Source organism: Salinispora fenicalii (genome assembly GCF_000514815.1).
Taxonomy (GTDB): Bacteria; Actinomycetota; Actinomycetes; order Mycobacteriales; family Micromonosporaceae; genus Micromonospora; species Micromonospora fenicalii.
Genome location: NZ_AZWQ01000028.1, coordinates 44479 through 63631, shown reverse-complemented (window position 1 = coordinate 63631; position 19153 = coordinate 44479). Strand labels below are relative to the sequence as shown.

At 68.8% G+C, this 19153-nt stretch carries 13 protein-coding genes; 7 read left to right on the top strand and 6 right to left on the bottom strand.

Annotated features, from left to right (window positions below; translation table 11 throughout):
* Positions 1–49 precede the first annotated feature (49 nt).
* The 4 genes from B116_RS0115625 (at position 50) to B116_RS0115610 (ending at position 5421) form a co-directional block, all read left to right on the top strand.
* Positions 50–1582: an NADH-quinone oxidoreductase subunit M gene (locus B116_RS0115625; RefSeq protein WP_018720767.1), complete on the top strand. Its 1533-nt coding sequence runs from the start codon at positions 50–52 to the stop codon at positions 1580–1582.
* Complete coding sequence (nuoN, locus tag B116_RS0115620; protein ID WP_018720766.1) at positions 1579–3132, top strand: NADH-quinone oxidoreductase subunit NuoN; 1554 nt, start codon at positions 1579–1581, stop codon at positions 3130–3132. Before B116_RS0115625 ends, nuoN begins: the two co-directional genes overlap by 4 nt.
* 124 nt (positions 3133–3256) lie before the next feature.
* Positions 3257–4342, top strand: a complete 1086-nt coding sequence (locus B116_RS0115615) for a polyprenyl synthetase family protein (RefSeq protein WP_027660619.1) — start codon at positions 3257–3259, stop codon at positions 4340–4342.
* Between the two features lie 296 nt (positions 4343–4638).
* Entirely contained in the window at positions 4639–5421 is a 783-nt protein-coding gene (locus B116_RS0115610; protein ID WP_027660618.1) for an IclR family transcriptional regulator, read from the top strand.
* A gap of 107 nt (positions 5422–5528) precedes the next feature.
* Here B116_RS0115610 and B116_RS0115605 read toward each other — a convergent pair whose 3' ends face one another.
* Positions 5529–7643 (bottom strand): PhoX family protein, encoded by a 2115-nt coding sequence (locus B116_RS0115605; protein WP_027660617.1) that lies wholly within the window; start codon positions 7641–7643, stop codon positions 5529–5531.
* A gap of 254 nt (positions 7644–7897) precedes the next feature.
* On the bottom strand, positions 7898–8284 hold the full coding sequence (locus B116_RS0115600; protein ID WP_018720762.1) for a phage holin family protein: 387 nt from the start codon (positions 8282–8284) through the stop codon (positions 7898–7900).
* Positions 8285–8595: 311 nt separating this feature from the next.
* Here B116_RS0115600 and B116_RS0115595 point away from each other — a divergent pair, with 311 nt between their 5' ends.
* Both B116_RS0115595 and B116_RS0115590 read left to right on the top strand, forming a co-directional pair.
* Positions 8596–11067 carry an SseB family protein gene (locus B116_RS0115595; protein ID WP_027660616.1) on the top strand — a complete coding sequence of 824 codons (2472 nt, stop codon included), beginning with the start codon at positions 8596–8598 and terminating at the stop codon, positions 11065–11067.
* Positions 11064–11429 carry a hypothetical protein gene (locus tag B116_RS0115590; RefSeq protein ID WP_018720761.1) on the top strand — a complete coding sequence of 122 codons (366 nt, stop codon included), beginning with the start codon at positions 11064–11066 and terminating at the stop codon, positions 11427–11429. Before B116_RS0115595 ends, B116_RS0115590 begins: the two co-directional genes overlap by 4 nt.
* A 10-nt stretch (positions 11430–11439) precedes the next feature.
* Here the strand turns inward: B116_RS0115590 and B116_RS0115585 are convergent, their stop codons facing one another.
* The 3 genes from B116_RS0115585 to acs form a co-directional block, all read right to left on the bottom strand.
* Positions 11440–12372: an alpha/beta fold hydrolase gene (locus B116_RS0115585; RefSeq protein WP_027660615.1), complete on the bottom strand. Its 933-nt coding sequence runs from the start codon at positions 12370–12372 to the stop codon at positions 11440–11442.
* A 207-nt stretch (positions 12373–12579) separates the two neighbouring features.
* Complete coding sequence (locus B116_RS0115580; protein ID WP_027660614.1) at positions 12580–14988, bottom strand: immune inhibitor A domain-containing protein; 2409 nt, start codon at positions 14986–14988, stop codon at positions 12580–12582.
* Between the two features lie 246 nt (positions 14989–15234).
* Positions 15235–17220 (bottom strand): acetate--CoA ligase, encoded by a 1986-nt coding sequence (acs, locus tag B116_RS0115575; RefSeq protein WP_018720758.1) that lies wholly within the window; start codon positions 17218–17220, stop codon positions 15235–15237.
* 220 nt (positions 17221–17440) lie between these two features.
* Between acs and B116_RS0115570 the strand changes: the two genes are divergently transcribed.
* Positions 17441–18190, top strand: coding sequence for a Fic family protein (locus tag B116_RS0115570; protein WP_027660613.1), 750 nt, complete (start codon positions 17441–17443; stop codon positions 18188–18190).
* A gap of 55 nt (positions 18191–18245) precedes the next feature.
* Here the strand turns inward: B116_RS0115570 and B116_RS0115565 are convergent, their stop codons facing one another.
* Positions 18246–19052 (bottom strand): HAD family hydrolase, encoded by an 807-nt coding sequence (locus B116_RS0115565; protein WP_018720756.1) that lies wholly within the window; start codon positions 19050–19052, stop codon positions 18246–18248.
* Between the last annotated feature and the right edge of the window lie 101 nt (positions 19053–19153).

The window sequence follows — 19153 nt, the reverse complement described above, 5'->3', positions numbered from 1 at the left end:
TGGCCGCCGTCGGCGGACCGCACAGTGACGACGGAGGTAAGGCCGCGTAATGTCCGACTTCCCGTTTCTTTCGGTGCTCACCGTGGCGCCGCTGGTCGGTGCCCTGGTGGTCGCCGTCCTGCCCCGCCGCCGGCCGGAGTTGGCCAAACAGGTGGCGCTCGGCTGGTCGCTGCTGGTGCTGGCGCTCTCGGTGGTCATGTGGGTGACCTGGCAGACCGGTGGTGACCGGTTCCAGTTCCGCGAGTCCTATCCGTGGATTCCGAACTGGGGCGTCAACTTCACCTTCGCCGCCGACGGCATCGCGCTGGTCATGCTGATGCTGATCGCGCTGCTGGTGCCGCTGGTGATTCTGGCGTCCTGGCACGACGCCGAGTCGTCCAAGCGGTCGGTGCCAACCTACTTCGCACTGTTGCTGGTGCTCGAGTGCACGATGATCGGCGTCTTCGCCGCCGCCGACGTCTTCCTCTTCTACGTGTTCTTCGAGGTCATGCTCGTGCCGATGTACTTCCTCATCGGTAGCTACGGCGGACACCAGCGGCAGTACGCGGCCGTGAAGTTCTTCCTCTACTCGCTGGTCGGCGGCTTGTTCATGCTCGCCGCGGTGATCGGCCTCTGGGTGGTCGGCGGAAAGACCTTCGACTGGGTGGCGCTGTCGGAGGTGGACATCTCCACCGGTGCCGAGCGCTGGCTCTTCCTCGGCTTCTTCATCGCCTTCGCGATCAAGGCCCCGTTCTTCCCGTTCCACACCTGGCTGCCGGACGCCGGTGGCGCGGCCCCCGCGGGTGCCGCCGCGCTGCTGGTCGGTGTGCTCGACAAGGTCGGGACGTTCGGTCTGCTGCGCTACTGCCTGCCGCTGTTCCCGGACGCGGCCAAGTGGTTCGCGCCGTGGGCGCTGGCGCTGGGCGTGATCGGCATCATCTACGCGGCGCTCCTCGCGATCGGTCAGAACGACCTGAAGCGGCTGGTGTCGTACACCTCGATCGCGCACTTCGGCTTCATCGGGGTCGGCATCTTCGCGTTCACCAGCCAGGCGGCCACCGGTGCGGTGCTCTACATGGTCAACCACGGGCTCGCCACCGGTCTGCTCTTCCTGGTGGTCGGGATGCTGGTCGCCCGCCGCGGCTCCGCGCTGATCAGCGACTTCGGCGGCGCCGGGAAGATGGTTCCGCTCCTGGCCGGGGTGCTCTTCTTCGCGGGTCTCGCCTCGCTGGCGCTGCCCGGTACCGCGCCGTTCATCTCCGAGTTCCTGGTGCTGATCGGTACCTTCTCGGTGAACAAGCCGGTGGCGGTGATCGCCACGCTCGGGGTCATCCTGGCCGCCGCGTACGTGCTATGGATGGTGCAGCGCACTACCCAGGGCACGCTCAACCCGGCGCTGACCGAGGTCGAGGGGATGAAGCGGGACCTGAACCTGCGGGAGAAGGTCGTCGTGGCCCCGCTGGTCGCGCTGATCCTGCTGCTCGGCTTCTACCCGAAGCCGGTCACGGATGTCATCAACCCTGCGGTCCAGGCGACCATGCAGGATATCGGCAAGACTGACCCGGCCCCGTCGGCCGGAACTCCACAGGAGGCGAGCCGGTGAGCGAGCTGAAGCTTCCACCGATCGACTATGCGGCGCTCGCGCCGACGCTCATCTTGTTGGGCGCCGCTCTGGTCGGTGTCCTGGTCGAGGCGTTCGTGCCGCGCCGCCGGCGGCACGTGGTGCAGCTCGCGGTGGCGCTGCTGGCGGTGCTCGGTGCGCTGACCATGGTGGTGTTGAACGCCAATGATCGTCTGATCACCATCGGTGGGGCGATCGCCATTGACGGGCCGGCGCTCTTCCTGCAGGGCGCGATTCTGGTGTTGGCCGCGATGGCCCTGCTGCTCATCGGCGAGCGCACGGTCGAGCGCGGTGGGGCGTTCGTGGCTCAGGCGGCGGTGACCGCCGAGTCGGCGGACGACCGTCGGCAGGCCGACGGGGCTCCGGGCGCGACCGAGGTGTACCCGCTGACCAGCTTCGCGGTCGGCGGCATGCTGATCTTTGTGGCGGCGAACGACCTGCTGACCATGTTCATCGCGCTCGAGGTCCTCTCCCTGCCGCTCTACCTGCTCTGCGCCCTGGCCCGCCGCCGGCGGCTGCTGAGCCAGGAAGCGGCGATGAAGTACTTCCTGCTCGGCGCGTACGCCTCGGCGTTCTTCCTCTTCGGCGTCGCGCTGGTGTACGGCTTCACCGCTGGTATTCCCGGCCGGTCGGCGGGGGTTGACTTCGCCACCATCCACGCGGCAGTCGCGGAGAGCCCGTCCAGCCCGGTGCTGCTCTTCGGCGGTATGGCGATGATTGCCATCGGCCTGCTGTTCAAGGCCGGTGCCGCGCCGTTCCACGTCTGGACGCCGGATGTCTACCAGGGTGCGCCCACCCCGATTACCGGCTTCATGGCCGCCTGTACGAAGGTCGCCGCGTTCGGCGCCCTGCTGCGGGTCTTCCACGTCGCCTTCGAGGGAGCCCGTTGGGACTTCACCCCGGTCCTCGGCGTGGTGGCGGTGCTGACCATGCTCGTCGGGGCGGTGCTGGCGGTCACCCAGACCGACATCAAGCGGCTGCTCGCGTACTCCTCGATCGCCAACGCGGGGTACCTGCTGGTCGGGGTGCTCGCGCCGACCAGCGACGGGGTCTCCGGGACGATGTTCTACCTGGTGGCCTACGGCTTCTCGGTGTTGGCCGCGTTCGCCGTGGTCACCCTGGTCCGGGACGCCGACGGCGAGGCCACCCACCTGTCCCGCTGGGCGGGTCTGGGCCAGCGTTCGCCCTTCTACGCCGGGCTGTTCACCTTCATCCTGCTCGCCTTCGCCGGAATCCCGCTGACCAGCGGCTTCACGAGCAAGTTCGCGGTCTTCAGCGCGGCGTTCGACGGCGGTCAGGGCTGGTTGGTGATCGCCGGTGTGCTGACCAGCATGGTGCTCGCCTTCCCGTACCTGCGGGTGGTCGTGCTGATGTGGCTCTCCGAGCCCGGTGAGTCCACGCCCGCCGTCGTCGTGCCGGGCTGGCTGACCTCGGCCGCGTTGACCATCGGTGTGGTCGCCACCCTGGTGCTCGGCGTGTTTCCGCAGCCGCTGCTCGATCTCGCCGCAGGAGCCGCAGAGTTCGTGCGGTGACACCGCTAGTTCGGGGCCGGCACGTGACCTCCGTGCCGGCCCCGGGGCTGTTCTCAGAGGTCATGGACGCATTCGGTGCGCCCTTTGGGTTATCCCCGCCCGGGGCTGACGGTACTGGTGTGGCATGGTGGGAGGCGTGGTGAATCCGGCTGACAAGCTTTCGGGTGCCACCGGCGTGGGTAGTCGTTCCGGCCGGGGCGGTGCGGGTCAGTGGGGTGCCGTCGGGTTGCATCCAGCCGACGCGGGGCTCCCGGATTCGGCGCTTCAAGTGCTGGCGGGGGTCGAGGCTGCGCTGCGGGACGATGTCGTCAGCGCCGATCCGTTCGTCACTGAGGCCGCCCGGCACCTCCTTGAGGCCGGTGGCAAGCGGTTCCGCCCGTTGCTGGTGGCGCTCGGCGCCCAGTTCGGGGATCCGACTCGGGAAGAGGTGGTGCCGGCCGCTGTGGTGGTGGAGCTCACCCACCTGGCCACGCTCTACCACGACGATGTCATGGACGAGGCGCTGGTGCGTCGAGGTGCCCCGAGCGCCAACTCGCGGTGGACGAACTCGGTGGCCATTCTGGTCGGTGACTATCTCTTTGCCCGCGCCGCGGATATCTCCGCCGACCTGGGCACCGAAGCTGTCCGACTGCAGGCGCGGACCTTTGCCCGGTTGGTGCACGGCCAGATCGCGGAGACTGTGGGGCCGCGTCCCGGGGTAGATCCGGTGGCGCACCACCTGCACGTGATCGCCGAGAAGACCGGTTCATTGATCGCTACCGCGGCCCGGTTCGGTGGGATGTTCAGCGGGGCTAGTCCGACGCATACTGAGGCGCTGGCCGGTTACGGCGAGACGATCGGGGTCGCCTTCCAGCTCTCGGACGACCTGTTGGACATCTCCAGTGAGGCGGAGCGCTCCGGCAAGACGCCCGGGACTGATCTCCGCGAGGGTATCCCCACCCTTCCCGTGCTGTATGCCCTCGCCTCGGACGACGCTGATGCCTCGTCGGTGCGGCTCCGGGAAGTCCTGGCGGTCGGCCCGCTGACCGATGATGACCTGCACGCCGAGGCGCTCGGACTGCTCCGGGAGAGCCCGGCGTTGAAGCGGGCCCGGGAGACGGTCCGTAGCCGCGCTGAGCAGGCGCGCGCGCAACTTGCGCCGTTGCCGTGGGGCCCGGCCCGGCAGGCGCTCGAACTTCTCTGCGACCAGATCGCGGACCGGACCAGCTGACGTATCTGCGCGACCAGTTCACGGACTGGCTGCGGTGTCCCGGTCTGGCTGCCGCAGCTCGGGTCTGGCTGCAGCCTCCCGGTTCGGCTGACGCATCCATTGAACCAGTGGTGGTGTCCCGGGGAGCCGGCGTCCCCGGCGCCGGTCGGTTTCGGGGTCCAAACTCCTCAATGTCATCCGAAAGTGACCATCTCATCACTAGCGGTGGATGACGATCTGGTGTTCTCTACCCGAACAGGCGTTTCCGACCGGTCCTGTATTTCATATGGTGTAAGCCCCCGGCTGCGGAGGTGGTTGTGCGCGACCCCTTGGCGGAACCTTCGGATCTCATCCGAAGCGTGTCCCGTGCGCTACGAGTGCTCGAATCAGTCGGTCGTGCCCCGAAAGGGCTGACCGTCAAACAGATCGCGCGACGGTGCGAGCTAACCGTGGCAACCACCTACCACCTCGTCCGCACCCTGGCGTACGAGGGTTATGTGATCCGGCGCGAGGACGGCACGTACATCGTGGGCTTGGAGATAGCCGACCGCTACCGCGAGCTGGTCAGCGCCTTCCGCGGGCCGCCGGCGGTCGGGGAGTCCCTGCGGCGGGCCGTCCTCGACACCGGGTACAGCCACTTCCTGGGCCGGTTCATCGGTGGCCAGATCGCCATTACGGCCGCCACCGAAGGCCCACGCTCCCCCTACCTGGAGGACCTGGTTCCCGGTTTCGACGAGGGGGCGCACGCCACCGCGCTCGGTAAGGCGCTGCTCGCGACGCTCACGACCGAACAGCGGCTGCGCTACTTGCGGGAGAATGGCATGCGTCCATTCACCACCGGGACGCTGACCACCATCGAGGCGTTCGAGGCCGACCTCGCGGCTGGCGAGCGGCGGGGGATGCAGCTGGAACTGGGGCAGTACCGGCCGGGAGTGGCCTGCGCGGCGGTGTTGGTGAACGCCGACAAGGACGTGGAGCGCCGGGTGGCGCTCGCCTGTGCCTTGCCGGCCAGCGAGATGATGACCTCCGCCCGGGTCGTTCGGGCGAAGCTGCTCGCCACCGCCCGGAGCATCGCCGATTGCCTCGTCCACGACACCTGACCGGATGCGGTGGGTGGGTGGATCGGGGGTAACGGGGAACGGGCCCTCACCCACGCTGGGGAGAGGGCCCGTCCGCGCCCGGAGGGGACCGAGGGGGAGCTGAGAGGTCAGCTACCGATCGGGCCGCCATCCAGGCGCCAGGTGACCACTACACCTGGCTTGGCGTAGTCGCCGTCCGGCCAGGTGGAGGCGGGGTTCTCGATTGAGGCGCCGGAGATCTCCCCCGGGTGCTGCACCGCCACGAAGACCGAGCGGTTGTCCCCGGTGATGAACGGGCCGCAGGTCTCCGCGCCGATGGGCACGGTGAGGAACTGCCTCAGGTGGCCGCGCTCCGGGCCTTCGATCGGTGTCGCGAAGAGACCGTCATTGCTGCCCAGCGCGTTGCCGTCGGTGGAGATCCAGAGGTTGCCGGTGGCGTCGAAGGCGAGGTTGTCCGGGCAGGAGATCGGGGAGACCTTCGTCTTGTCGTACCCGGCGAAGTAGGTCGAGGAGTCCGCCGGGTCGCCGGCGACGATCGGCAGCGACCAGGTGAACTTCTCCGCAGAGTTGTCCCCGTGCTTCTCGACCAGCTCCAGCACGTGGCCGTGGCGGTTGGCGTTACGCGGGTTGGCCTCGTCCGCCTTCGGGTTGCTGTCGACCCCACGCCGGGAGTTGTTGGTGAGCGCCACATACACCTTGCCGGTGTGCAGGCTCGCCTCGACATCCTCGGGCCGGTCCATCTTGGTCGCGCCGACCTGGTCCGCGGCGAGCCGGGTGAAGGTGAGCACCTCGGCGGCGGTCATACCCTCGACGTACGAGCGGTTGCCACTGACCAGCTTGATCCACCGACCGCGGCCGTTGAACGCGCCGTCGCTGGGAAGCTCACCGGAGCCGTCGATCTCGTCGGCGCTGGTGTATTCCAGCTTGGCGACGTAGAGGGTGCCCGACTCCAGCAGGGTCAGGTTGTGCTCCCGCGCGCGCCAGGAGCTGCCCTGCTTGAACTTCTTCTCCGACACGAACTTGTAGAGGTAGTCGAACCGCTCGTCGTCGCCCATGTACGCGACCACGTGCCCGCTCTTCGCCACGATGACGTTCGCGCCCTCGTGCTTGAACCGGCCCAGCGCGGTGTGCTTACGCGGCCGGCTCTCCGGGTCGTACGGGTCGATTTCGACGACCCATCCGAACCGGTGCGCCTCGTGTGGGTGCTCGGTCAGGTCGAAGCGCTCGTCGGCGCGGTCCCACTTCCGGTTCCCGCTCGGGTATCGGTCGGTGGTGTTGACGCCGTACCGGGCCAGCTTCGGCTTCAGCTCCTCCGGCGCGCCGTCGCCGCCGATGAAGTACTGGTTGAAGTTCTCCTCGCCGGAGAGCACCGTCCCCCAGGGGGTTACCCCGCCGGCGCAGTTGTTCAACGTGCCGATGGCCGTGCGCCCCTTCGGGTCAGCCGCGGTCTTGAGCCACTCCGAGCCGGCGGCCGGACCGGTCAGCTCGAACTTCGTCTTCGAGGCGGTCACCCGGCGGTTGTACGGCCGCTTACCGGACTTGACCGGGCGCCACTCCCCGGTGCCCTGTACCCGCTCCAGCTCCACCACGGACATGCCGTGCGCAGCCATCGCGACCTTCAGCTGCTCGACGCTAAGCGAGTCCACGTCGGTAAACCCGGGGAACATCAGGTTCTCGTCGGTGTACTCGTGGTTGACCACGAGCAGGGCCTTCTTCCGGCCCAGCGGCAGCACACCGACAAAGTCGTTGTTGTAGCCGAACTGCTGGGCCTGCGCTTTGGCCGTCTGCTTGTGCAGATCGAACGGGGGTGCGCCCGGTACCACCTCGTCGCCCCAGCGGATGACGACCGAGTGGTCGTAGCCGTTCGGCACGATGAAGCTGTCCAGGGTGTTTGGTGGGACCGGCTTGAAGGTCAGCTTCCCGTCGCCGACCCCGCCGAGCGGGGCGGCGAACTCGGTCGCCTCCGGCGTGACCGGAGCGGAGGTGGCGCCGGCAGCAGCGCCGCTGCCGGCAAGCGCCCCGGCGCCGCCGAAGCCCAGGACCAGCGCACCGACCGTGCCGGCGCGGACCATGCCACGGCGGGACACCTCGGCGTCCACCAGGTCGCCGAAGTAGGTGTTGTCCGAGGTGTTGGGCACCGGGTGGTCACAGGCGTTACCACACCGGTAGAGACAGGTCATAGCGTCACGACTGCCGTGGCGGATGGAGCCGAGCAGCGGGAGCAGCCGAGGACGGTCGCTCATGTGGAGGAGCCTCCTGATTTCGATGGCGTACGCCGAGGTCAGCGGATGGCAGGCGTACTCGCCGGAGGCTAGGAGGAGACGATTGCCTTCAGTGTGCAGCAATGTGAACCGAAGCTGAACTTCCTGCTGCCCGAACCCCGGCGAGGTCGACGACGCGGAACGCGTGGATCAAGGCAGGGGCGGTCGTCGAGGGCGCGGGCCGATGCCCCGGGCCGGGCCGATGCGGGTGCCAGTCGGGGCCCGGGGCAACGCGGCTAGTCGCGGTCGAAGATGGCTCCGAGTAGCCAGGTGACCACGCCGACGAAGAGTGCGCCGAGGACGGCGGCCGGCCAGAACCCGTCGACGTCGAAGGGCAGCCCGGCTTCACCGGCGATCCAGCTGGTCAGCAGGAACAGCAGACCGTTGACGACCAGCGCGATCAACCCGAGGGTGAGGAGGTAGAAGCCGCAGCCTACGGTTTTGATAATCGGTTGGAGCACCGCGTTGACGACGCCGAAGATCGCGGCGACGAGGATCAGCGTGGTGACCGTCTCGGTGGCTGACTTCGCATCCAGCGTGATGCCCGGAATCAGGAGCGTGGCCAGCCAGAAGGCGACCGCTGTGGTGCCTAACCGGATCAAGAGCCCTTTCAGGAAACCCATGGCGGAGAATGCTGCCACGGACTGTTCTTCCTGGGAAGGCTCGGGTCCTGTCGGGCCCGCAAACCTCGGCCTGGAACCCGCGGGTCTGGGCCTGCCCACCCCCCGTGCGAGCCACGCGAGCGTGGCCGCCGAAGAAGCGGCGAGTGGGGGTGCGACGGGTTCTGCGACATCGACCGACTCCGTATCGTATCGGTATCGAGGCGGGGTGCTATCGCTCGCAACGATCCGGTACGGCCAGGCCGTTGTGATCTTGTGGCACCTTGTAGGTTGTATCTCATACGCATGCGCTATCGCCGGGAGGAGGGCTGGCCTTGACCGATTGGGAGCCGGCCACCGAGGCGGAGGTGACGTTGCGTGACGCATTGCGCGCCAACGACCAGCAACGATACTTCCGTGTCCTGGCCCAAACGGAGCTGCTGCTACCCGTCTCCGCGCAGGCTCTGGCCGGTCAGGCACCGATGAACTGGGGCACCTGGACCACCGGTGGCCGAACCCATGTGCTGGCGTTCACCTCGGTCGCCGCGCTGCGCGCCTGTCTCGGTGAGCACGCGGGCGCGAACCGCCGAGCCGCCTATGCTGAGCTCGCCGACCATTGGCCTAACCACGAGTGGTGGCTGGCGGTGAACCCGGGCCTGCCCATCGAGGGCTACCTGCCGGCCTGGTATGTAGCCCAGCTTTCCCGGGGCGATGTCCGCCTGCCCGGTCGCGCCATGGGGACTCGGGCCCGGCTGGAGCACGACGAGACCTACCTCCGACCCCGTCCCTTCGGACGCCGGGAAGCGGAGCCGGCCGCCGGGGTGAACGGGCAGGACCGCGCTCCGCGGGCTGGCCAAACACCCGAGGGAGTCGTCCCCCTGCGGCCGTCCCCCTCCGTGTCGTCTTCGGGTGCGTCGCTGCGTACCCCAGCCGACCTGCGTGCGGCCGCCCTTCGGCGGCCGGTGATGGACGCCGGCCGCGCCGTCGGTGGGGAACCGGTGGCCCCCCGGGCTCGCCCGGCCGGGCCAGGCCCTGGCCACCAACCCGCCGACGGAGCCGCACCCCCACGAGGGCAACCCCGGGACCTCCCCGAGCAGCCCCCCAGCCGCCGGTCTTTCTTCGAACCGGCTGCGGGCCGTAGCGACCGAGACGAGCGGAGTGTCCGACCGTCGCGCCTTACTCGGGGTGCCCAGCAGTTCCCGCGTCGCCGACCGGCCAGCGAACCGTCGCCGGCCCCGTCGCCGATGTTCTCGGACCGAGCCACGACCCGGGTCAACCAGGACGGTGCTGCCTCGCCCGACGAGGCAGCACACGGGCTGGCTCCGTCGCAGACGGCAGAGGAGGCCCGGACCGTCCGCTTTCCGGTGCCCGACCCAGCGACACTACGGCAGTACGCGCGCCGCACTGCTGCGGCGGCAGCGCCCTCCCCGCCCCGGCCTACCTCGGCGGAGTCGGAGCCGACCCCGATCGCCGAACCGGGCTCCGGTTCGCTACCCCGGCGCACTCCTCCTCCGACAGTGATCGAGGGGACGGTCGTCGAATCTCGGAACCTGACCGCCGCCAGCTCGGACGAGATATCGGCGACAAGACCGATATCGGTAGCGGCGGGTGCGGACCCCGTCGGTGACACGATCACGGTCCCAGCGGGCGGCGTCACGGCCCCGGTCGGCGGCGTCACGGCTCCGATCGGCGGCAACCCGGTGCTCCGCGTCGGTGGCGATCCAGTCGAGGCCACGATGCGGATTAGCGTGGCGGAAGTAGGTGACCCACCCCCGACCCCGGCCCCACCCCCGACCTCGACGCCTGCCCCGAGCCCCACCTCCGTGCCGCCGGAATTCGAACCGGCCAACGCGGTCGAGGCGGATCTGGCCACGGCGGCCACCAGCGGCAACACCGACACATTCCTGTCGACACTGCTGCTTGCCCAGGTGCTGCTTCCGGTGGCAGTCGACTCGGCACCGGGTAGCCGGCCGGGTGGGGCAGGGTTCGTCTGGCGGACCGAGGAGCTGGACGGATCGGTGTCCGTGGTCGTCTACACCTCCCCGGAGCGGCTCGCCGACCACACCGCCGGGACCATCGAGACCATCCAAGTCCGCTTCGTGCAGCTCATCCAGCGCTGGCCGGACCGGTCGTGGTCGTTCGCCGTTAACCCGGGAACCCCGATCGGTACGAAGATGCCCGGCGAGCAGATCGTCGGGCTCGCCAACTGGGCGGTGGAGGTGGGCCTAGGTGAGGATCGGCCAGAGCCAGAGGCGGCACCGGCCGCGTCGGCGCCGGCCGACCCATCCGCACCGGCCGACCGGCCGCCAAGCCCCGAGTCCACGAGCCCCGTCCTGATGCAGAAGGCGGTGGCCACCAGCCAGCTCGCCTACTACCTCGACCGGGGGTACGACCGTGTCTCCGGATTCGTGCACCGGGCGGGCGAGCTGGCACACCTGAACACCCCGGCTCAGCTCTACGATGCGCTCGGTCTGGGCTACCCCGGTTCCCCCTTCAAGCGGAGTGCCGAGCAGATCTACGTACTGCGGTGGCCGGCGTTTCGGCCGAGCCTCTACCGCATCCCGTACGGCGGGCAGAGCGAAGCCGCGATGCGGGCCATGGAGGGCTGGGTGATCGAACGGCCGCCGTTCCGTGGCAACGGCTTCGCGCCGGGCGAGAGTAGCGATGTCGTGGCGGAGTTCAAGGTCGACAGTGCCCGGCTGCCGCACGGCACCCAACTGTGGCGGATCGGCGCTGACGGCACCGAGCGGCTCGTCGCCACGTTGGATGTGGACGCGCTGCGGTGGCGACAGGCGGGTGCCGGGTGACACGGGACGGGTACGTGGCTCGCTGGCGGGACCGCGAATACCAGGCCAGCCCGGACGGCGACGACGTCCGGCTCTACCAGCCCGATCCAGGCGAGGGCTTCACCGAGGTACGCCCCGGCCGCCACCTACGCGTCGTGCCAGCCGTCGAGGTTGACGAGCTGATCTACGTCCGCACCGCCTGCACCTGGCAGGGACAGCCGTTCATCGTGTTGGGCGAGCACGACGGTTGGCTGCGGGTCGAGTACACGGGTGGGCGCTGGCCGGTCGCTGAGGCGATGGGTCTCGAGGCATTCGACTTCGGCGTCTACCAGGGCTGGGCGCCGGCTGCGGAGGTTCGCGACCTGCGGGAGCTTCGCGTCTAGCGTCGGCCAGCTAGGACTTCGCCCAGCGCAGGATCTCACCGAGCACGATCTCCGGGGCCTCGACGTGCGGGAAGTGCCCGACCTGGTCGAGCAGGCGCCACTCGTACGGGGCCACCACGTACCGGCCGGAGCCTTGCGCCGTACGTGGCAGGACTGCCGGGTCGAGTGCGCCGTGCAGTTGGAGGGTCGGCGTGACGAGGGGCTTCTGCATGAGCCGGACGAAGCGGTAGCCGCGCAGCCGTAGCGCTGACCGGAAGGCCCACCGGTAGCCCTCCAGGACGCAGAACGCCGCCTGTGGGATCTGCATCGCCGTCCGGCACCGGGTCGCGTACGGCTCGAATTCCGGGCTGTGCACCCAGCGCGGCCCGCCCCAGCGGCGCAGGATCTCCGCTACCGCCGCTCCGTCGTCGCGAGTCAGCACGTGTTCGTAGCGCGGCAGCTGGAACAGCAGCGTCGGCATGGAGGCGGCGAACTGGCCGCGCGGATCAGCGAAGATCCCGGCCCGGAGCCGTAGCGGGTGCGGGGCACCGAGCACCACCAGTCGGCGGACCAACGTCGGGTGGAATGAGGCCGCTGTCCAGCCCAGCAGCCCGCCGGCACCGGCGCCCACTACGGTGGCGGAGCGTTCGCCCAGCGCCCGGATCAGCCCGGCGACATCACCTGCCAAGGTGTATCCGTCGTATCCCCGGGGTGGCTTGTCGCTCGCGCCGTAGCCGCGTAGGTCGACCGCTACTGCCCGGAACCCGGCGTCGGCGACCGCCGGTAGCATGTCGTGCCACGCCCACCAGTGCTCCGGGAAGCTGTGCAGGAAGAGCACCATCGGGCCGGTTCCGGCCTCGACCACGTGGAACCGGCTGCCGTTGGCGCCGACGAACCGGTGCGTCCACGGCCCCTCAACCAGGACGCAGGACTCGTCAAGGGCCCCGTCACGCTGCTCGGTCATGTGCCACAGCCTAAGGCCCGGGTCATAACCGGGCCGGACGCGTGGCGGAGCGAGCCTGGAGTCGAACTCTTGTCGGCATCGGAGTCGGCATCAGCGTCGGTCGGTGTTGGTCTCGGTCGGCGTTGGGGTCGGGATCCGGTGCCGGGTCTGGGAAGGGCGATGCCCGGGCCGATGACCGGCCCGGGCATCGCTGCTATGCGGTGCTCGCTACTTGAAGCGAACCTTGATGGAGGTGCCCTTCTGCTTCAGCACCTCGATCTTCGTGCCGGTGGCGGGGAGCTTCACCCCGTGGTTGGGCAGCTCCTCGTACCAGTACTTCTTGGTGTCGTCGAAGAGCGGCTGCGCGGCCTGGCCCCGGATGTACTGTGGCTGGCTGTCGATGTGCAGCGTGAACGAGTCCGCCTTCTCGAGGCTGAACGGCGCGTCGTACACCTGGACCCGGGCCCGCCATGGCTCACCGGTCAGGTTGTAGATCGGCCGCGGGCGCGAGTCGATGTAGAGGTTGCGCCCCTCACCCGGGTGCGCGAACGTGTCGTTGTCCGCCCACCGGGTGTTCCAGTAGGAAATCAGCAGACCCTCCTGGTACGCGTAGTGGTCCACCCAGTCCGGGCGGGTGTTCGCATACCCGAAGTAGTACGGCCCGGTCTTCAGGTACTTGTCGTACGAGACGTACGACCGGTGACCGGCGATGTAGTAGTTGTCGAAGAGCTGGGTGTACTTCTCCTCGGTGATGCTCCAACCGGCCAGGGCCCAGTCGCCGGCACCGGTCTCCCCACCGTCGTTGAGGATCGTCTCGCCGTCGGCGGTGACCGTGATCTCGTCGCCGAAGAAGCCGCCCTCGGAGACGCCACCGTCGGTCTGGTAGCGCAGCCGGAACTGGACCGACTTGCCGGCCTGGGCATCCATCGGGAGGTTGACGTCGACCCACTCGTCGTTGCTACTACCGTCCAGGGCGAACCGTCCGGGGGAGATCTCCTTGAACGGCGTGCCGTCGGCGGTGCCGGGCAGCGGCGTCCAGGTGTCGCCACCGTCCTCCGACACCTCGAAGAAGAGGTAGTCGTAGTCGGCCTCGATGCTGTAGCGGCCCTTCATCGTCAACGCGGCCGACGACTTCCCGGTGAGGTCAAGCGTCCGGGTCATCGTGTTGTTGAGGCCGTCCTCGTTGCCGGAGAAGAACTGCTTCGTGCCGGCGAACGGCGCACCGTTGTCGAACTCGTACTCCCGCTTCGGGAGCACGACCACAGCGGCCTGCGGCTTCTTGGAGTTGTACTCCTGTGGGCCGAGGGTCATGGTGCGCTTCTGCCCCGCGACGACCACCTCGTAGTCGAGCCAGCCGAGCTGGAGCTTGTTCCAGGCACCCAGGTCACCGCCGCGCTCGCCGATGCCACCGTCGCCCTTGGCGCCGAGCCGGCTCTGGGCCATCAGGGTCCAGTACTCGTTGTTGTTGTCGCCTCCACTGAGGACGTTGTAGTCATCTGGCAGGCCGAGGTCGTGGGCGTATTCGTGGTAGAAGACGCTGCGTCCGCCGTTTTCCGGCTGGATCGTGTAGTCACCGATCCAGATGCCGGTGTCGCCGATCTGGGTGCCACCCGCCGGGAAGTTCGGCGGGCCGGTGCGGCCCTGGTCGGACGCGAACGCGTACCACCGGTGGCTCCAGATCGCGTCCTCGCCCTGGTGCGGGTCGCTGTTGGCCATGTCGCCACCGGAGTGGACGATCTGGAAGTGGTCGATGTAGCCGTCCGGCTCATTGAAGTTGCCGTCGAAGTCGTGGTCGTACCGGTCCCACTGGTCCATCGCCTGAAGGTCTTCGGCGATCTCCGCGTCGGTACGGCCAGCGGCCTTCTGGTCGGCGACCCACTGGTTCGCGGCGTCCCGCACCAGACTCCAGACGTTGGTGCAGACGCTGCCGCCGCAGACCGCCGGGTCGTCACCGTTGGCGTCGGTCGGGTCATCCAGGGAACGGCCGTAGCGGGCCGCGTTGTACTGGACCTTGACCCAGTCGGTGACCGTGCCCTCGATGCTGTATCGGCCCGAGGACTGGGCCTCGAAGTACTGCTTTACCGACTCGTCGCCGTCCGCCTCGCCGAAGTACAACGTCCGGAAGTAGTCGGCGCTGTAGTCCGCCTGCCAGCTCGTGGAGTTGTCCAGCGTCCGATCGGGCTCTGGGATTTCGTTGTGCAGCGGACCGTCGAACCGTGCCGGACCAGGCCAGGTGGGGGCGGTGTCCTGGTCGGGGTAGTCCGGGTGCCGCTCGTTGCCGAACTCGGCCAGGATCACGAAGATCCGATCCGTACTCTCCCGGGAGAGCTCGACGTACTGGTCCTTCTTGCCGCGGTTACCACGGGCGGTCGCGGAACCGCCGGCCGTCTCACCGACCTTGACGACAGTGCTGCCGTTGACTCGCTGCGATGCCGCCTCGCCGGAGAGGACGCTGCTCAGGCCCTCCTGGCGCAGCGCCCGTCGCTTCTCCTCTAGTGGGTTGGGCAGGTCGTGATCAACATGGGCAGGCTCTGCGGCCGATGGAGCCGGTGTCGGCTGCTGGAACTTCGGCGCGGCACTGGCGGACGGTCCGACCGCCAGTCCCGTTGCCGTCAGCGAGAGCCCGAGTAGACCCACTGCGACTTTGCGCACGCGGTACCTCCGGGTGTGAAGGAAAACCGGCCCAGCGGGGGCATGGGCCGGTGAGGTGATCCCACATGTGGAACCACAGGTGAAGATAGACAGCAGTGGCAGGTGAGGGGAAGAGTGTCCGGACACTTTGTTGCAAGAAGTTGTTGGTGAAGTGTTCCGGCGTCACATACCTACCGGTCAGCTAAGCCCCGGAGACCCGCGCCGCTGGCGGGCACTGTCGGTGCGGTTGGCTCAGTCCTCACCCTTGCCGGCTCCCATGCCGGTGGCGATGAGCTCCATCACCGAAGAGTCCTGCAGCGTGGTGACGTCCCCCAGGGACCGGTTCTCCGCGACGTCCCGCAGCAACCGTCGCATGATCTTGCCGGAGCGGGTCTTCGGTAGCTCCGGCACGAGCATGATCTGCCGCGGCTTCGCGATCGGCCCCAATGTGCGCGCGACGTGGTCACGCAGGTCCGCGATGAGCTGAGCCCCCGCCGTCCCCTCAGTTTCGGCGTTGCCTCGGGGGATGGCGAAGGCGACGATCGCCTGCCCGGTGGTCGGATCGGTCGCGCCGACCACGGCCGCCTCGGCCACCGAGGGGTGTGACACCAGGGCCGACTCCACCTCGGTGGTGGAGATGTTGTGCCCGGACACCAGCATCACGTCATCCACTCGACCGAGCAGCCAGATGTGGCCGTCGTCGTCCTTCTTGGCGCCGTCCCCGGCGAAGTAGATCCAGTCATCGCCGACACCCGCACCGGCGCCGAAGCGCGACCAGTACGTCTCGACGAACCGGTTGTCGTCGCCCCAGATGGTCCGCAGCATCGACGGCCACGGCTCCCGAAGCACCAGGTAGCCACCGCCGCCGTTGGGCACCGGTTGACCCTGGTCGTCCACCACATCGCCGTTGATCCCCGGTAGCGGAGTCATCGCCGACCCCGGCTTGGCGTGGGTCACGCCGGGCAACGGAGAGATCATGATGGCGCCGGTCTCGGTCTGCCACCATGTGTCCACAATGGGCAGGCGGCCTCCTCCGACATGCTGGCGGTACCACATCCAGGCCTCGGGGTTGATCGGCTCGCCGACGCTACCCAGCAGGCGCAGGGAGGACAAGTCAAACCCGGCGGGAATCTCCTCACCCCACTTCATCATCGTGCGAATGAGAGTCGGGGCGGTGTAGAGGATCGTCACCCGGTACTTGTCAACCAGCTCCCAGAACCGACCCCGGTGCGGGGTATCCGGAGTGCCCTCGTACATCACCTGGGTGGCGCCGTTGGAGAGCGGGCCGTACACGATGTACGAGTGGCCGGTGACCCAGCCGACGTCGGCGGTGCACCAGTAGACATCAGTATCTGGTTTGAGGTCGAAGACTCCGTGCATCGTGTACGAAGCCTGAGTCAGGTAGCCGCCGGTGGTGTGCAGGATCCCCTTTGGGCGCGCGGTGGTGCCGCTGGTGTACAGAATGAACAGCGGATGCTCGGCGTCGAAGGCGGTTGCCTGGTGCTCGACCGACGCCCGCCCGACCGTCTCGTGCCACCAACGGTCCTTCGCCGACCAGGCGCACTCTTCGCCGGTGCGGCGAACCACCAGCACGTGCTCCACCGACGGGCAGTTCGATACCGCCGCGTCAACCGTCGGTTTGAGCGCGGAGGGCCGGCCCCGCCGGTAGCCGCCGTCGGCGGTGACTACCACCTTCGCAGCGGCGTCCTGAATCCGATTGGTCAACGCGTCGGCGGAGAAGCCGCCGAAGACCACGCTATGGGTGGCGCCGATCCGGGCGCAGGCCAGCATCGCCACCACGGCCTCCGGCACCATCGGCAGGTAGATCGCCACCCGATCGCCGGCGGTCACCCCGAGCTCGGTCAGCACATTCGCCGCCTGGCAGGTCAGCTTCTGTAGCTCCGCGTAGGTGATCGTCCTGGTGTCACCCGGCTCGCCCTCCCAGTGGATCGCCACCCGGTCACCCCGGCCGGCCTCGACGTGCCGGTCCAGGCAGTTGTAGGCCACGTTGAGCTGACCGCCGACGAACCACTTCGCGAATGGCGGCTTCGACCAGTCGAGTACCCGGTCCCACGGCTTCGTCCAGGTCAGGCGCTGAGCCTGCTGTTCCCAGAAGGCCAGCCGGTCGGCGTCCGCCGCGGCGTACGCCTCGCTGGTGATGTTGGCGTTCGCGGCGAGTTCGGCCGGCGGCGGGAACTGGCGCGTCTCGTTCAACAGGTTGGCCAATGCCTCGCTCATGCCTGCTCCCTCGTCGCTTGGGGTGACCTGCGTTTCGGTGCAGAGATTAGCCCGCCGGCCGCACGTAGGCGACTGTCGAGGGCAACGGATCGCGCCGAACGGAGCCTCCCCGCGCCGGACGGCATAGCGCCGGCGGACGGCATAGCACCGGCGGATGGCACCGCAGCGCGGATGGCACGGCACTGGTCGGTGGCACCGGTGGTCCCGATAGCGTGGCGGGGTGACCGATGACCCGCTCGCTCCGCTGCTCGCCCTCGCCGATGTCGCCGCTGCCGTGGAACGGGCCCGCGAGCGCTTCGACCAGGCGCTGCGGCACCGCGCCCTGCGCCGGCACGGCGGTCAGGTGGCCGCGGAGGTAAGCCTCCGTTGCGCGGTGGCCAGCGCCGCCCTTGAGGGGCACGCCCACGAACGCGAGGAAGTGCGTGCCGGCACCGTCACCGAACCGGTGCTGCAGGGCGCGCTGCGGGTCGCCGGGGCGCTACCCGGGCTGACCGACCTCTGGCCGAAGGCACCCCGGCAGGCGCTCGCGAAGCTGCACGTGCTCGCCGCGCGGGAGCTGGTGCCGGAGACCAACCTGGGGCGCCCCGTGCCCGACCCGGTTGTGGCGGCCCGGCTGGACGGGCTGGCTGCCCTGGTAGCCGGGGGAAGTAAGGCACCACCACTAGTGCTCGCCGCGGTTGTCCACGGCGAGTTGTTGAACCTGCGGCCCTTCGCCGGCCCGTCCGGGGTGGTTGCCCGGGGTGCCGCCCGGCTGGTGCTGATGTCCCGGGGTGTTGACCCGCGGGGCCTACTCGCCGTGGACGTCGGCCATCGGGAACGGGAGCCGGAGTACGTCGGCTCGGCCGGGGCCTTCGCCACCGGAACTCCGGACGGGCTTCGCTCCTGGCTGCGGCACTACCTGAGCGCCGTCGAGGTGGGTGCCGACCAGCTCACCGGGATCGGTGATGACGTGCTCGCTGCGACCCCATAGCCTTCCTCGGCTGACTTGCCGGACCCGAACCGCCGCAACGGGCAGCTGCGCCGGGTCAGGTGGCTGGGGTGGTGGTTCGGGTCCGGCGGTGCCGGCCGTACCAGGCGATGCCGATCGCCACGCCAACCCCGACGCCGAGTGCGGCGGCGGCGACCGGCATGGCGGGGCGATCACGCAGCCGCCGCCCCAGTGGGATCGGGTGCCGGAATTCCAGCACCGGCCAGGAGTTCTCCGCGGCGAGCTTGCGTAGCTGGCGGTCCGGGTTGACTGCGGTCGGGCGGCCGACGCACTCCAACAACGGCCGGTCGGTGTACGAGTCCGAGTAGGCGTACGAGTCGGTGAGGTCGTAACCTCGCTCGGTCGCCAGCTCGCCCACCGCGTCTACCTTGGCCGGGCCGGCTGCGTAGAACTCGATCTCCCCGCTGTAGTGGCCATCCACGACGGCCATCCGGGTGGCGATCACATCGGTCACCCCGAGTAGCGCCCCGATTGGCCGGACCATCTCTTCCCCAGAGGCTGAGACCAGCACGACGTCCCGACCGGCGGCCTGGTGCTCCTCGATCAGGGCGGCGGCCTCGGCGTACACATAGGGGTTGATCAGCTCATGGAGGGTCTCCGCGACGATCTGGCGGACCTGCTCCACCTGCCAGCCCTTACAGAGCGCGGCGAGGTAGTCCCGGGTCCGAGCCATGGTCTGCTCGTCGGATCCGCCCAGCCGGAACATCAGCTGCGCGTACGCCGACTTGACAACGTCTCGTCGGGTTATCAGGCCATCCCGGTAGAACGGCCGACCGAACGCCAGCGCACTTGACTTGGCGATGACGGTCTTATCCAGATCGAAAAAAGCGGCGCTTCGGCCCACGGCGCGCAAGTCTAGCCCGATGGTCTATCGTCTGCGGGGGCCCGGGTCCGTCAACCCCTCGGATGTGCGACATGTGCGGCTACAGGCCTGCTCTGCGTGAC